This is a genomic window from Allobosea spartocytisi, assembly GCF_014764685.1.
GTDB classification, from domain to species: Bacteria; Pseudomonadota; Alphaproteobacteria; order Rhizobiales; family Beijerinckiaceae; genus Allobosea; species Allobosea spartocytisi.
Window position 1 is genome coordinate 1 of record NZ_JACXWY010000016.1, and the last position, 14473, is coordinate 14473.

Genomic DNA, 14473 nt, shown 5'->3' on the forward strand with positions numbered 1-14473 from the left:
GCGCTGGACCGAGGCGACGGTGGGCGTCTGCGCGCCGCCGAGCGAGGTCCAGCCGGTCTGGTACTGGGACTCCCGCTTGACGTAGACGTAGCCGGTCTGGCTCCAGGGCAGGATGGCGTTGCGCTTGTTGTCGAGGATGAAGTCGCCGCGATCGGTGCGGATCATCAGCACGGCGTGTCCGGCATTCTCCTCGTCGATGACCACCGTCACCAGCATGGCACGGCGCGGCAGGCCGGCCTCGGCCAGGCGCTTGCGCTTCAGCAGGACGTAGTCCTCGCAATCACCCTTGCCGTCGGTGGGAATGTCCCAGCGATCGACCACGCCCCAGTGATCCTGGTCGGTGACCGGCTCGATCTCGTGATTGGCGCGGTTGTTGACCGCGACGATGGTCTTCCAGAGCTTGGGCGTCAGCTCGACGCGCTCGGGCTCGCGGGTGTCGAGCCTGCACTCGGAGGGCATGCGCTTGCAGAAATCCGTCCAGGCATAAGGTGCGCGGGCGTCGCCGCTGGCGGAGGCCGGGGCACTCGCCACCGGGATACCCACGCTCTGCGCTGCGACGCCTGAAGCGCCGGCGATGGCGAAAGCGGCCACGAAGGCGGTGCCGATCAGATTGCGATGAAGAGAAAACATGTCGTCCCCTTTCTGTCCCGGGGAGACGATGCGATCCGGTCGATGGATTTGGTTTGAAGTCGAAACGTACAAATTTATGTATTTCCGCCAGCAACCGCCTCAATGAATATCAGAGCCAATCTTGTTCAAAGTCGAAAGTAACGATTTGTGACGATGATGAAACTTTCTTTTAACCGTTAATTGTGTGTTACACGGCAACGGCTCGTTAACTTACCTGATTGTTACCAGCGTGGAGAATGGGAGAGAGCGGCTTCGATCGCTGGTTTCCGTGACTCGCGGATCGCGCCGATCACGCAACGCGCGCGTGGGAACTGCCGGATGCCGGCGGGTTCGCAGGCCGTCCTTCGTTACGGCCGCGATGCGCGGCCGGACGATCGCGGTGCCGTGCCAGAGCACTGGGAGGTGATCGTCGGCTGGGTCTCGCCCCCGCGAGACGGGCGCCCAATCCGCCTGTGTCAGTCCGGGGCGCCGCGCAGCGGCGAGGCCGCAGCCCGGACCCGGATGCGTGTCATGGAGAAGCGAGAGGCGGAGGGGCTCTTCCGGACCGTTCATCGGTCCGGGGTCCCAGGCTCATTGCCGGGCAATGTCCCGGAATGGCGGTGGCCCGGACACGCGTCGTCGCAGGAGGGGCGGCCGGTGGCCTGCCGTCAGAGCTCGAGGTTTTCGTCGAGCAGGTCGGCGGAGAGCGGGAAGCTGAACTCGACGGCATAGCCGCCGTCGAACCGGCGCACGATCCGGCCCGGCGTCGTGCCGAGCCGCACGGGTGTGCCCGTCGGCAGGTCGAGATCACTGGAGATCGCGGCGCCTGAGAGCGAGATGTCGATGACGCGGACGGGATGCTCGGAGCCGTCGCTCATCGTCAGCATCGAGCGCGGATTGCGCGGGACGATGCGTTCGTGCCGGCGATCCTCGGGCAGGCCGAGCTCCTCGCGATTGGCGAGCCAGGTGAGCTGGGCGGTGAATTTCTCGCGCTTGCGGCTGGTCGCGGTGATCGTCATCGCGAACCCTTCCATCGTGGTCCGCACGCAAGTGCCCTCGATCCGGCCGAGATGTTCGAGATAGACGATGACGCGCTCTCCCGGCGCGGCCTTGGCCGGCGCGGCGAGATGAACGCCGCCCGGCGAGATGTCGATCGTCTGGCAGGGATATTCCATCCGATTGGGCAGCATATAACGGCCCAGCAGCACCACCTTCATCCGGTGATGCCTCCTGCGTTCGACCGGAACGGTCGCCGCCCGGGGCGTTTGGAGCGCGCTCAACATCAATGGACCAGCCTGGATTCGGGGCCGATCCTAGGCAGGAACGGTTAACGGAAGGTCAAGGTCAGGCGCGTCCGCCGGGCAGGACGACGAGGCGCGGCGGGGCGGAACGTTGCCGCTCAGCCGGGGCGGGGCGCGCGGACGTGGTGGGCCAGAGCATGCGCAGCGAGATCATCCGCATGGCGACCACGGTGTCGAGGCCGAGCCAATCCGGGGTGAGGGCGGGCGAAAGCGCGCCCAGGACCCGCGCATGGGTGCGGCCGCGATAGCGCAGCGGCAGCAGCAGCAGCTCCAGATAGATCGGCGCGCCGGTGCTGGTTTCGCCGGAAAGGCCGGCGACGGCACCGGCCGTCTCGTCCATCACCGTCTGGACCAGGCGGCGCATGTCGCCCTGCGCCTCGACCTCGGGCCAGATCGCGGCGAAGGGGCGGCCGCGCAATTCATGGCCGATCAGCGCGCAAAGCCGCGTGCCGGCCAGGCGGAAGACCGGGCCGATCGGCTCGTTCTCGAGAATGAACGTGTCCGCCAACGCATGGCGCAACGCTCCGGGTTCGATCTCGCCACGTTCGGGCGCCGCCCGCTCACCGCGCAGCGCGTCCCAGTAGTCGAAGACCAGACGTGTGCTCGTGTTTTTCATTCTGCGCCCATTCAGCGGTTGATCCGATCGGGGAATCGCGCGTCCAGCGATGACGCAGATCCGTCCGAAAGGGGGACGAGTCGGTCCCTGATAGGATCGAGGACGCACCCGCCATGCCGTCTTGCCATCCCGGGGTGAGTCGGGGGAGGCGCCGGGGCGGTTAGGGTTAACGAAGTCTTATCTTTGTGGAAGATGCCTAGAATGCGTATCAAATGCCATCGAATTCGCGGACGGCAAGCCGCCGACGCAAGCCGGGGTGGAGGGGGCGTGACACGTCGTCCGGCTGGTCCGGATGACGGCACAGCCGGCGGAAAAGGGGAGGGCATCATGCCGCTCCCCTTTTTCGTGCGTGGATAAGGCCGGCACGCCTTGCGCGAGCCTGCCGCTTCGGCAAGTGTTGCGGCGCAATGGCTTCCCACGATCCCCGCCCGCCGGCGCGCGAGCCCGCCTTCAACCTGCCGTCCGTGATCGTCCAGCTCCTGGCGGTGCTGGCGCTGATCCAGGCCGGCCGCAGCCTGCTCTCGGACGAGAACGACTATCTGCTGATGTCGTGGCTGGCCTTCGTGCCGGCGCGGCTGACGCTGTGGCTGTCGCCCGACAGGCTCGATGACGTCGTCGCGGCGCTGGCGCAGTCGACCGTCGGGCAGGATGTCGGCGATCGGCTGCAGCTCGCCCGCCTCCTGCTGGCGGATGGCGGCGTCCGGCTCTGGACGCTGCTGACCTATGGCTTCCTGCACGGCTCCTGGCTGCATCTGGCCTCGAACGGCCTGTGGCTCGCTGCCTTCGGCAGCCCGGTGGCGCGACGGCTCGGACCTGGCCGCTTCCTCAATCTCCTGGCGCTGTCCACGATTGGCGGCGCGCTGCTGCACTGGTGGTCGCGCGATCTCGACCTGCTGCCGCTGGTCGGCGCCTCGGCGGGAATCTCGGGGGCGACGGCGGCCGCGATCCGCTTCGTCTTCGCGCCGGGCCTGCGCTTCGGCGAGCTCGGCAATGACGAGGTGGTGAAGGCGATCCCGGCCGAACCGCTCGGGCAGCTCTGGCGCAATTCGCGCGCCGTGCTGTTCACCGGCATCTGGTTCGCGACGAACATCCTGTTCGGCGCCGGGCTCGTGCCGATCTTCGGCGAGGCGACCAGCATCGCCTGGGAAGCGCATATCGGCGGCTTCCTCGTCGGGCTCCTGCTGTTCCCGCTGCTCGACCGTGGGCAGAAACGCAGCTGAACGGGCGCTCGCGCGCCTTGCCTGCGCCGCGGTCTTACCCCACACTCCCTGTCATTGCGAAGCACTCCTCGGGCCTGCCCGGCATCGTGAGTCCGCCGGCAGCCGTGGAGCGGCAGCGGAACCACGCGCCGGCCAACGGCGCGTCAGCAGGAGGAGCCTTCGATGAATGTCGAGCAGTTGCTGAGCGGCAAGGGCCGGGAGGTCATTTCGGTGCAGCCGCACCGGACCCTGGCGGAAGCGGTTCGCGTCCTGAGCGAGCGGCGAATCGGCGCCGTCGTGGTCATGGGCGCGGATGGCACGCTCGTCGGCATCCTGTCCGAGCGCGACATCGTCCGGGCGCTCGGTAAGGAAGGCGCTGCCGCGCTGGAGAGCGCGGTTTCGCGGGCGATGACCGCGAAGGTGGTGACCTGCCGCCCGCAGACCAGCGTCGACGAGCTGATGGAGATCATGACGACCGGGCGCTTCCGCCATGTGCCGGTCATCGAGAACGGCCGCGTCGCCGGCATCGTCTCGATCGGCGACGTGGTGAAGCATCGCGTCGCGGCGATCGAGGCCGAAAGCAAGGCGATGCGCGACTATATCGCGATGGCCTGAGCCAGAGCATTTTCGCGCGAAGCGGGTACCGGTTCGCGCGAAGACAATGCGGAAAACAATGTCCTAGCCGCCGACCGGGATATGGTTGGCGGCGACGACGGTCGCGATCTCGTCGAGGGCGCGGCGGGTCGCCACCCGGCCGAGTTCGATCGTTTCGTCGGCACGGTGGAAGTCGAACAGGCCGACGCGGCCGAGGCGCGGGCCGATCATCACATCGGGCGGGTCGCCGGCGAGGCGCGAGCGCGAAATCCGGTCCTGCGTGATGTTGAAGGCGTCGATCATGACGCCGGCGAGGCCCGGACGGTTTTCGCTGGGGCGGCCGACAAGGTTGCGGACGCGCTTGGCCGCGACGGTGATGCCGTCGAACCAGCGCTGCGGGGGACGAAGCTCCCGCTCCGGCACGGTCTCTTCGGGTTCGGGGTCCGGGTCCGAGGCGTAGTTCTGGATCACCGTGCCGCGGCCGGCGAGGTCGTTGTTGAGGTTGACGCAGATCACGATGTCGGCGCCGAGCGCGCGGGCGGCGGTGACGGGCACCGGGTTGACCAGCGCGCCGTCCATCAGCCAGCGACCGCCGAGCTTCACCGGGTCGAAGATGCCGGGCAGGGCATAGGAGGCCCGCAGCGCCTCGATCAGCGGGCCGTGCGTCAGCCAGATCTCGTGGCCGGTGCCGAGTTCGGTCGCGATGGCGACGAAGCGTTGCTGAAGTTCCTCGATCCGCAGGCCCACGAGATCGCGCTCGAGCAGGCGCTTCAGCCGGCTGCCGGCGATCAGTCCGGCGCCACCGATGTGGAAATCCATCAGCCCGACGACGCGCCGCTTGGTGAGGCCGGTCGCGAATTCACTGAGCTGGGAGAGCCTGCCGGCGGCGTAGCAGCCGCCCACCACCGCTCCGATCGAGGTTCCGGCGATGACCTCCGGCGCGTAGCCCGCCTCGATCAGCACCTCCAGCGCGCCGATATGCGCCCAGCCGCGCGCCGCGCCGCCGCCGAGCGCCAGGCCGATCTTCGGCTTGCGCTTCCCGTTTCGCTCGGGCGCAGACGGCATTTCGTTCATGATGTTCCCACCTCCGCCGAGGCCGAAGGCTCTTCGCGCGGTGTTGTCCCACAACATGGATCCGTCCCTCCGCTGAAGGTCAGAATCCCAGAATGCGATGAGCGAAACGTGAACGGCATCTCGTCAGCGCATTATCCGCCGGATTTGACGGAATGGTGAAGGCGGTCCGAGGCAGGGCAGCCCCGCCTTCGGCTCACGCGAACACGAGCGGCCCGCCGGCCTCGGCCCGCAGCGGCTGCGCGCGATAGAAGCAGGAATGGCGGCCGGTATGGCAGCAGCCGCCGTCGCCCGCGACGTTCACCTTGAGCCAGATCGCGTCCTGGTCGCAGTCGACGCGCATCTCGACGATGGTCTGGATCTGGCCGGAGGTCGCGCCCTTGTGCCAGAGTTCGTTGCGCGAGCGCGACCAGTACCAGGCCTCGCCGGTCTCGATCGAACGCGCGAGCGCTTCGGCATTCATATGCGCGACCATGAGCAATTCCCCGGTCTTGGCGTCCGTCGTGACGCAGGTGACGAGGCCGTTCGCGTCGAAGCGCGGGCTCAGCACCGTACCCTCCTCGAGGGCGTGCTTGTCGGCCGGGGCAGGGAAGAGGCTCATGGCGACTCCGATGGGAGAGATCGTCTTATGACGTGGAACCCCGCCGTCATTCTCGGGCGAAGCAAAGCGTAGAGCCCCAAGAATCTTCGGGGAGAGATGCTCGGGTCAAGCCCGAGCATGACATGGGGTTCAGGGGCGAATGCCCTGTCTCGCGGGAGGGGCCGCGCCTACAGCCCCGCCGACTTCACCATGGTGAAGAAGCGCACCTGCTCGGCCGGGTCGTCGCGGAAGAGGCCGCGATACTGCGTCGTCATCGTCGAGGAGCCCTGCTTCTGCACACCGCGCATCGACATGCACATATGCTCGGCCTCGATGAGCACGGCGATGCCGCGCGGCTTGAGCGCTTCCTCGATGACGTCGGCGATCTGGGCGGTCATCGCCTCCTGCGTCTGCAGGCGGCGCGCATAGAGATCCACGACGCGGGCGAGCTTCGACAACCCGACGACGCCCTGCGAGGGGTAGTAGCCGATATGCGCCTTGCCGACGAAGGGCACCATGTGGTGCTCGCAATGCGAATAGAACGGTATGTCGCGCACGAGGACCATGTCCTGGTAGCCGTCGACCTCCTCGAAGACACGGTCGAGGATCGCGTGGGGATCCTCGCCATAGCCCTTGTATAATTCCTTATAGGCTTTGACGACGCGCTGCGGGGTCTCGGCCAGCCCCTCGCGCGACGGATCGTCGCCGGCCCAGAGAATGAGCGTGCGGACAGCGGCCTCCGCTTCCTCCTGCGTCGGCTTGCCGACCAGGAACTTGTCTGCGGAGGGGGTGACGGCCCGCTCGACGGACAAGGACTTAACCACAGGGATCATGTGGTGCCTCCCGTTGGATCAAATGGCGCCGCGCGATCCAGGCCTTGCGACCGCGGGCCGCGAGGCCGTTGCGACAAGTTCCCCCGCTGCGGGCGGTGAGGCTCCAATGCCCTCCCGCTCGCGGCGGATCAACCCTATATTGTGTCCCGGTGCGGGCCCTTCCAGACCCGCGAGAGATTGAGCCATGCTGGACGAAGTCTACAACAAGCGCATTCTCGCGCTTGCCGCCAACATCCCCCTGCTCGAGCGGCTGCCATCTCCCGATGCCACCGCCAGGGCCCATTCGAAGCTATGCGGCTCGACAGTGACAGTCGATGTCACCATGGAAGGCGACGTCGTCACCGGCTTCGGCCATGAGGTCAAGGCCTGCGCGCTTGGACAGGCGTCGTCCTCGATCATGGCCCGCCATGTCGTCGGCTCGACGGCAGACGAGCTGCGTCGGGTCCGGGAGCAGGCGCGGGCGATCCTCAAGGAGAATGCCGAGCCGCCGGAGGGCAAATGGGCTGATCTCGCCGTGCTGGTTCCGGTGCGCGACTACAAGGCCCGGCACGCCTCGACCATGCTGACTTTCGACGCGGTGGTCGACGCCATCGGCCAGATCGAGGCGAAGCGCAAAGACGCGGCAGCCTGATTACTTCAGGCCGAGCGCCACGCGGATTTCCGGCACCGTCTCGTCGAAGCGGGCCTTGAAGGCACGGTCGGCCAGCAGGGCCTTGGCGACGGCGCGGCCGACCTTGTCGCCGGCGACGAGGTCGCTCTCGTAATGGAAGCCGCAGACGAGACGGCTTTCGCCATAGCTCTTGACCCGTTCCTCCAGCTTCTCGCCAAGTTCGGGGACGGCGGTCTTGAGCAGTTCGGCATAGAGGGCGGCGGTGGCCGCATGCGCCGAGGGGAAGGAGGTGCCTTCCGGCCGGGCGCCCGGGCAGGGCTTGATGCGGACCTTGTTCCAGACGCTGAAGGGGCGCGGCCGGCTGGTCAGGCGATGGACGCTCTTCAGCAGGATCGAGAGTTCGATCTGCGCCTCGCGGAACAGCAGTCGGACCTCGCGATGGGTGTTGTCGACATAGCTGTTGTCGATGCCGTCGAGGAAGTTGACCAGCGCCTGGCGCTGGTCGGCGATGGCGGCCTTCTCGCGCTCGGGCGTGCGGGCCTGCGAGATCTCCAGCACATGCTCGAATTCGGCCTTCGCCTCAGGCGAGTTCTGGGCCGGCGGCAGGCCGGCGATCTTGGCGATGTCGATCTTGGCGCCGTCGAGCCAGAGCAGATAGGCGCGCTGCTGAGCATCGGCGGCCGTGGCGAGGCCCAGACCGAGAAGGAGGCCGCAACCGGCCAGGGCATGGCGAAAATGTTTGGCGCGCATCATGTTATGAAATCGATCAAGGAAAGCGGTTCTGGTGGCGGATCGGCAAAACGAAGCAGACGAGCTATTTCAGCGTCTTTTTGTTAAACAAAGATGTTCGCTGTTGCACAAGGTCATCTATTGGCCGCGTAAGGCTGCACATATCGCGATTCGCGGCTATCAGCTCAGCTTTTCGATGCTGGTCGGCCGCCATTGCCGGCATTGGCCGAGCTGCTCGGCCTATACCGACGAGGCGATCCAGCGTTTCGGCCTGTGGCGCGGCGGCTGGATCGGGTTCGCGCGCATCTGCCGCTGCAACCCTTACGGCACCAGCGGCATCGATATGGTCTGCGAGGAATTGCCGCCGCGCTCGTCCTGGTATAGGCCGTGGTCCTATGGCCGCTGGCGCGGGACGAACGTGCCGGCGGCTATCGATTCCGGCGCCGATCCGGCTGCGGGCGACGGAACGTAAATCTCACATTCGTAGCCGGTCTGACTTACGGGGTTCGTATCCCCGAGTGAGCAGGAGCGCGATCGATGACGATCTCCCTGACATTTCCCGACGGCGCCAAGCGCGAGTTCCCCTCCGGCATCACCGGGGTCGAGATCGCCAAGGGCATTTCCCCCTCCCTCCTGAAGCGCACCGTCGCCATGGCGCTCGACGGCACGGTCGTCGACCTCGCCGACCCGATCGAGCGCGACGCCAGGATCGAGTTCCTGAACCGGGAAGACCCGCGTTCGCTGGAGCTGATCCGGCACGATACCGCCCACGTCCTCGCCGAAGCCGTGCAGGAGCTCTTTCCCGGCACGCAGGTGACGATCGGCCCCGTCATCGAGAACGGGTTCTTCTACGACTTCGCCCGCAACGAGCCCTTCACGCCTGAGGACTTCCCGGCGATCGAGAAGAAGATGCGCGAGATCATCGCGCGCGACAAACCCTTCACCAAGGAAGTCTGGAGCCGCGACAAGGCCAAGGATTTCTTCGCCAACAAGGGCGAGGCCTACAAGGTCGAGCTGGTCGATGCGATCCCCGCCGACCAGACGCTCAAGATGTACGCGCAGGGCGACTGGATCGATCTCTGCCGCGGCCCGCACATGACCTCGGTCGGCAAGGTCGGCAATGCCTTCAAGCTGATGAAGGTGGCCGGCGCCTATTGGCGCGGCGACTCGAACAACGCGATGCTGACCCGCATCTACGGCACCGCCTTCGCCAAGCAGGAGGATCTCGACGCCTATCTCAAGCAGCTCGAGGAGGCGGAGAAGCGCGACCACCGCAAGCTCGGCCGGGAGATGGATCTGTTCCATTTCCAGGAGGAGGGGCCGGGCGTCGTGTTCTGGCACTCCAAGGGCTGGCGGATGTTCCAGGAGATCATCGCCTATATGCGCCGGCGCCTCGCCGCCGACTATGAGGAGGTGAATGCGCCGCAGATCCTCGACAAGTCGCTCTGGGAGACCTCGGGCCATTGGGGCTGGTACCAGGACAACATGTTCGCGGTGAAATCGGCCTCGGCCTTCGAGAATCCGGACGACAAGGAGCGCGACCACAAGGTCTTCGCGCTGAAGCCGATGAACTGCCCCGGCCATGTCCAGATCTTCAAGCATGGGCTGAAGAGCTATCGCGACCTGCCGATCCGGCTGGCCGAGTTCGGGGCGGTGCATCGCTACGAGCCGTCGGGCGCGCTGCACGGGCTGATGCGCGTGCGCGGCTTCACGCAGGACGATGCGCATATCTTCTGCACGGAGGACCAGCTCGCCGCCGAATGCCTGAAGATCAACGACCTGATCCTCTCGGTCTATGAGGATTTCGGCTTTACCGACGATCTCGTCATCAAGCTCTCGACGCGGCCCGAGAAACGCGTCGGCTCCGACGCGGTCTGGGACCATGCCGAAGAGGTGATGGGCAAGGTGCTCGAACGGATCGCGGAGCAGTCCGGCAACCGGATCAAGACCGAGATCAATCCGGGCGAGGGTGCCTTCTACGGGCCGAAATTCGAGTATGTGCTGCGCGACGCAATCGGCCGCGACTGGCAATGCGGCACGACGCAGGTCGACTTCAACCTGCCGGAGCGCTTCGGCGCCTTCTATATCGGCGCCGATGGCGAGAAGAAGCAGCCGGTGATGGTCCACCGCGCCATTTGCGGCTCGCTGGAGCGCTTCACCGGCATCCTGATCGAGCACCATGCCGGGCATTTCCCGCTCTGGCTCGCTCCCGAGCAGGTCATCGTCGCGCCGATCACCTCGGATGCCGACGGTTATGCCGAGGAGGTGACGATGGCCTTGCTGGGCGAGGGCCTGCGCGCCCGCGCCGACCTGCGCAACGAGAAGATCTCGTACAAGGTGCGCGAGCATTCGCTCGCCAAGGTCCCGGTCATTATCGCCGTGGGCAAGCGCGAGGCGGAGGAGAAGACCGTGACGCTCCGCCGCCTCGGCAGCCAGGCGCAGACGGTGATGCCATTGTCGGAGGCGATCGCCGTCTTGACGCAGGAAGCGCTGGCGCCGGATCTGGTGCGCAGGCAAAAGGCGCGGGCGGCCTGAGGCATTCTCGTCATGCTCGGGCTTGACCCGAGCATCTCGGGGCGGAAGGGCCTCTCATCCTGCACGGGATTCTCGGGTCGAAGCTTTGCTTCGCCCGAGAATGACGGTTCCGGAGAAATGACGGCTTGCCATGGCCGCCTCTGGTAAAAGCCTGCGGGCTCATGGCAGATAGCAGGCAATGCTGACCGGTTCCTACCGCAAACGACTCGAAGCCGACCTGATCCGCTGGGCTCACGAAGGCTGGATCACGCCCGACGGCGCCAGTGCCATCAGGCGCGACGTCGCCCGCGAACATGCGGGCTTCCGCCTGCCGGCCCTGCTCGGGCTGTTCGGCGGGCTCTTGATCGCCTCCTCCGTCGCCGCCTTCGTCGCGGCGAACTGGGAGGCGATTCCGCGCCTCGTGAAGCTCGCCATGATCCTCGCCGGCATCGCGGTCGCCTTCGCCGTCGCCTATCGCCTGCAGAAGGCCGGCTCGACCGGCGGGGCCGATGCCGCGACGACCTGCGGCGTGCTGATCTTCGGCGCCGGGCTCGCGCTCGTCGGGCAGATGTACCATCTGCCGGCGGACTGGCCGGGCGGCGCGATGCTGGTCGCGCTCGGCGCCTTGGTCGCGGCCTTCCTGATGCGCTCGAACGGGGCGCTGGCGATCGCCTTCGTCGCGCTCTGCGCCTGGAGCGGCGGGCGCTGGGACGAAGCGGCCAGCGGGATGCATTACGGCTTCTTCGCACTCTATCTGCCGGCGCTCTGGATCGCGCTCTCCCGCGGTAACCGGCTGGTGCACCACCTTGCCGTGCTCGCAGCGGCCTTCTGGCTCGGCATGGCGCCGGGACAGTGGCTCCTGAACTCCTTCGATTATGGCCTGCTGGCCTATGGGCTTGCGATCTCCGTCGCCTTCGTCGCCCTGGGCGCCCTTGCGCTCGACCGGGGCGGGCCGGCGCTTCTGACGGCCTGCCTGCCCTGGGGGCTGATCGGCCTCGTGATCGTGCTCAATAGCGAATTGGCCCGCATTCTCGATGCGAGCGAGGCGCGGGCGGGGCACGCCTTCCTGTTCGTGTTCTACGCCTATGCCGTGGCCGTTCCGTTGAGCGTCGTGCTGGGTGCGATCGCGCGCGAGCGGCGCTTCGCCTGGCCGCTGGCGGCGGGGCTGCTGCTGGCGCTTCTGGTGCCGGTGCTGTTCTGGAGCGACCGCGTCTCCGGCATGCCCGGCAAGATCGCGGTGGCAAGCCTCGTGCTCCTGGCGGCGACGGCGCTGGTCATCGCTGGCGCGGCCGGTGGCATCCGGCGGATTCTGACGGCGGGCTCGATCCTGTTCGGCGTCGCCATCCTGATCCTGCTCTGGCAGACCATCGGCACGTTGCTCGACCAATCGCTGTTCTTCCTGTTGGCCGGCGCCGCGCTGCTCGTCACAGCCTGGGGCGCGCGGCGGCTGTTCGCCAGGCTCAACGGCCCGACCGGGGAGGCCGCGTGATGCGTGCGCTCTCCGTCGATGCGATCGCTGCAAGGGTGCCGCTGCTCTGGCGGGCCGTGGCGACCGCGCTGCTGCTGGCGCTCGGGCTGCTTGCGCTGGTGCAGCAGCGGGCCAGCATCCTGAGCAGCGGAACGGAAATCCGCCTGCGCACCGTGCCGGTCGATCCGCGCGACCTGTTCCGGGGCGACTATGTCGTGCTGGCCTATCCAATCAGCGTGGTCGACACCGGCAAGGACGGGGCCGGCTACACGCGCGGCGAGACCGTCTATGTCACGCTCAGGCGTGACGGCGAGGGCTTCGCGCGCGCCGCCGGCGTATCGCGTGACCGGCCCGCGACCAGCGGTGACACGGTTGTGATCGCCGGTCGCGTGACCTCGACGAGCGCCTGTGCGCTGAACGATGCCGGGGAGTTCGACTGCTCCGGCGACCGCCGGCGGCTGCGCATCGCCTATGGTATCGAGAGCTATTTCGTGCCGCAGGGCGAGGGCAAGGCGATCGAGACGACCGACAAGGCCCGCGTCGAGGTCGTCGCCGCCGTCTCGGCCTCGGGGCAAGCTGCGATCAAGCGGCTCCTGATCGACGGCAAGCCGGTCTATGCCGAACCGCCCTATTGAGGCGCCATAGCAGCGGACCGAAAGCCGGATCCGCCTTTCGGAAAGATCCCGCGCGACGGCGCAGCCGTGGTTGCTGCGATTGCGCCCGGCAAGGCGTGCGGTGACCTACGGCATCGTATTCAGTCCGATGCTGTAGGCTTTTGTTTTTGCTGCGTCTTTCTCCGAAAACCGCATTCCGCTTTTCCGGCCGATGCGCCACGCGATCCTCACAGTTTCTCGATCGCCATGTTCCAGCCGCAGAGATGCAATTTCCTGCGGCCGCCTGCTTCACACGGGGTTGTGACATTGCGCCGCGTGACGCCCGGCATGCCGAGTTATATGAACGGCAGATGAACGGATTCTGCAGATGACGTTCATCTTCCCGTCGGTGGGATGGAACCGGCCGCCCGGAGCGGGCGTTTCCCTTCCCGACCGACAGAGCCTGCCAGAGGACTGCCTTTCGTGTCCCTAGACTCGTCATTCAAGCGCTTCATGCTGTTCGGCCGTCCAGCCGAAGGCGGAGCGCTTCGTGCGGCGGGGCGCGATACACGGATCGACATGGTGCGCGGGCTCGCGCTGCTGATCATCTTCATCAACCACATGCCGGGGAACGTGGTTTCGGCCTATATGCCGAACAATTTCGGCTTCTCCGATGCAGCTGACGCCTTCGTGCTCCTGGCCGGCGTTTCCGCGACCTTCGCCTATGGCGGGTTGATCGAAACGCGCGGCTTCTCGATCGCGGCGCTGAAGCTCGGCGGCCGGCTCTGGACGCTCTACATCGCCCATCTGGCGGTGTTCATCCTCGTCTGCGGTGTGATCGCGGTCGCGGTGACGCAGACCCAGAACCCGCTCTACATCGAGGCGATCAACATCCAGCCCTTCTTCCGCGATACGGGAGAAGCGCTGATCGGCGCGCTGACGCTGACCTACCAGCCCTCCTATCTCGACATCCTGCCGCTCTATATCGTGCTGCTGGCCCTGTTTCCGGCGATCTATTACGGCGTGCGCTTCAGCCCGGCGCTGACACTGTTCTGCTCGCTGGCGATCTGGCAGGTGGCGCTGGCGCTCGATCTGCATTTGCCGAATTCCGGCGGCCATTGGTTCTTCAACCCCTTCGCCTGGCAGGTGATCTTCACGCTCGGCGTCATTCTCGGCCGCTCGGTGCAGCTCGGGGTCACGATGCCGCGGCTGCGCTGGCTCGATGCCGCGGCCGTCGCCTTCCTCCTCTTCGCCTGGCTGGTGAAGATCCCGACGGGCAACCCGACGGGCATCGCCCTGCTGAACGACTGGTTCGATTCCGTTCAGCTCGGCTCCGACAAGACCAATCTCGCCTGGAGCCGGCTTTTCCATCTCGGAGCTCTGGCCTGGCTCGTCATCCGCTGGCTGCCGGCCGGCGGCATGCTCACGCGCTCGGTCGTCGGGCGGGCGCTGGCCTGCTCGGGACGCAACTCGCTGCATGTCTTCTGCGTTGGTATCGTACTTGCGATCATCGGGCAGATCGTGCTGGCGGAAACGTCTTTTGCCCTGGACGTCCAGTTGCTGCTCTGCGCCGGTGGGGTTACACTCTTGACAGGGCTAGGGATTTTCCTGTCGTGGTACCGTTCGATCACGAGTCGCGATCAGCGCGCGGAGCCTGCGAAGGCTCCCGGCGTGGCATCCAGCGCGCAGGCGCGGTTGCCATCTTTCTCCTCGCGCTGACCTCGCTCGCGCTGGCCGCCCCTCCCGTTTCGCCCGC

At 66.6% G+C, this 14473-nt stretch carries 15 protein-coding genes; 8 read left to right on the forward strand and 7 right to left on the reverse strand.

Features of this window, described 5'->3' with window-relative positions; genetic code table 11:
• The 3 genes from IED13_RS20895 to IED13_RS20905 all read right to left on the reverse strand — a co-directional run.
• Window positions 1-630: transglutaminase-like cysteine peptidase (locus IED13_RS20895; protein ID WP_113253629.1), on the reverse strand; the 630-nt coding region annotated here is incomplete at its 3' end.
• Window positions 631-1277: 647 nt separating this feature from the next.
• Window positions 1278-1892, reverse strand: a complete 615-nt coding sequence (locus IED13_RS20900) for a PilZ domain-containing protein (protein ID WP_038358437.1) — start codon at window positions 1890-1892, stop codon at window positions 1278-1280.
• Window positions 1893-1953: 61 nt separating this feature from the next.
• On the reverse strand, window positions 1954-2526 hold the full coding sequence (locus tag IED13_RS20905; RefSeq protein ID WP_038358436.1) for a PAS domain-containing protein: 573 nt from the start codon (window positions 2524-2526) through the stop codon (window positions 1954-1956).
• Between the two features lie 407 nt (window positions 2527-2933).
• On the opposite strand from IED13_RS20905, the gene IED13_RS20910 reads away from it, so the two are divergent.
• On the forward strand, window positions 2934-3746 hold the full coding sequence (locus tag IED13_RS20910) for a rhomboid family intramembrane serine protease (RefSeq protein WP_191125341.1): 813 nt from the start codon (window positions 2934-2936) through the stop codon (window positions 3744-3746).
• Between the two features lie 162 nt (window positions 3747-3908).
• Window positions 3909-4340, forward strand: a complete 432-nt coding sequence (locus IED13_RS20915; protein ID WP_038358434.1) for a CBS domain-containing protein — start codon at window positions 3909-3911, stop codon at window positions 4338-4340.
• Window positions 4341-4403: 63 nt separating this feature from the next.
• Here the strand turns inward: IED13_RS20915 and IED13_RS20920 are convergent, their stop codons facing one another.
• From IED13_RS20920 to folE, 3 genes are all read right to left on the reverse strand, one after another.
• Window positions 4404-5393, reverse strand: a complete 990-nt coding sequence (locus IED13_RS20920) for a patatin-like phospholipase family protein (protein WP_248311079.1) — start codon at window positions 5391-5393, stop codon at window positions 4404-4406.
• A 193-nt stretch (window positions 5394-5586) separates the two neighbouring features.
• Window positions 5587-5991, reverse strand: coding sequence for a phosphoribosyl-AMP cyclohydrolase (hisI, locus tag IED13_RS20925; protein WP_191125342.1), 405 nt, complete (start codon window positions 5989-5991; stop codon window positions 5587-5589).
• A gap of 167 nt (window positions 5992-6158) precedes the next feature.
• A complete protein-coding gene (gene folE / locus IED13_RS20930) occupies window positions 6159-6803 on the reverse strand; it encodes a GTP cyclohydrolase I FolE (protein ID WP_191125343.1) in 645 nt (214 codons plus the stop codon).
• Window positions 6804-6987: 184 nt separating this feature from the next.
• Here folE and IED13_RS20935 point away from each other — a divergent pair, with 184 nt between their 5' ends.
• On the forward strand, window positions 6988-7434 hold the full coding sequence (locus tag IED13_RS20935; RefSeq protein WP_112764581.1) for an iron-sulfur cluster assembly scaffold protein: 447 nt from the start codon (window positions 6988-6990) through the stop codon (window positions 7432-7434).
• On the opposite strand, the gene IED13_RS20940 is transcribed toward IED13_RS20935, so the two are convergent.
• Entirely contained in the window at window positions 7435-8166 is a 732-nt protein-coding gene (locus IED13_RS20940) for a phosphatase PAP2 family protein (protein ID WP_112764582.1), read from the reverse strand.
• Between the two features lie 112 nt (window positions 8167-8278).
• Here IED13_RS20940 and yidD point away from each other — a divergent pair, with 112 nt between their 5' ends.
• The 5 genes from yidD (at window position 8279) to IED13_RS20965 (ending at window position 14436) form a co-directional block, all read left to right on the forward strand.
• Window positions 8279-8614 (forward strand): membrane protein insertion efficiency factor YidD, encoded by a 336-nt coding sequence (yidD, locus tag IED13_RS20945; RefSeq protein ID WP_112764638.1) that lies wholly within the window; start codon window positions 8279-8281, stop codon window positions 8612-8614.
• A gap of 65 nt (window positions 8615-8679) precedes the next feature.
• Window positions 8680-10677 carry a threonine--tRNA ligase gene (gene thrS, locus IED13_RS20950; protein ID WP_191125344.1) on the forward strand — a complete coding sequence of 666 codons (1998 nt, stop codon included), beginning with the start codon at window positions 8680-8682 and terminating at the stop codon, window positions 10675-10677.
• A 178-nt stretch (window positions 10678-10855) separates the two neighbouring features.
• Window positions 10856-12145, forward strand: coding sequence for a DUF2157 domain-containing protein (locus tag IED13_RS20955; RefSeq protein WP_191125345.1), 1290 nt, complete (start codon window positions 10856-10858; stop codon window positions 12143-12145).
• The gene (locus tag IED13_RS20960) at window positions 12145-12759 is read left to right on the forward strand and encodes a GDYXXLXY domain-containing protein (protein WP_191125346.1); all 615 of its coding nucleotides are present in this window, start codon (window positions 12145-12147) and stop codon (window positions 12757-12759) included. The genes IED13_RS20955 and IED13_RS20960 overlap by 1 nt, the downstream gene beginning before the upstream one ends.
• Window positions 12760-13200: 441 nt before the next feature.
• Window positions 13201-14436: an OpgC family protein gene (locus tag IED13_RS20965; protein WP_191125347.1), complete on the forward strand. Its 1236-nt coding sequence runs from the start codon at window positions 13201-13203 to the stop codon at window positions 14434-14436.
• Window positions 14437-14473 lie beyond the last annotated feature (37 nt).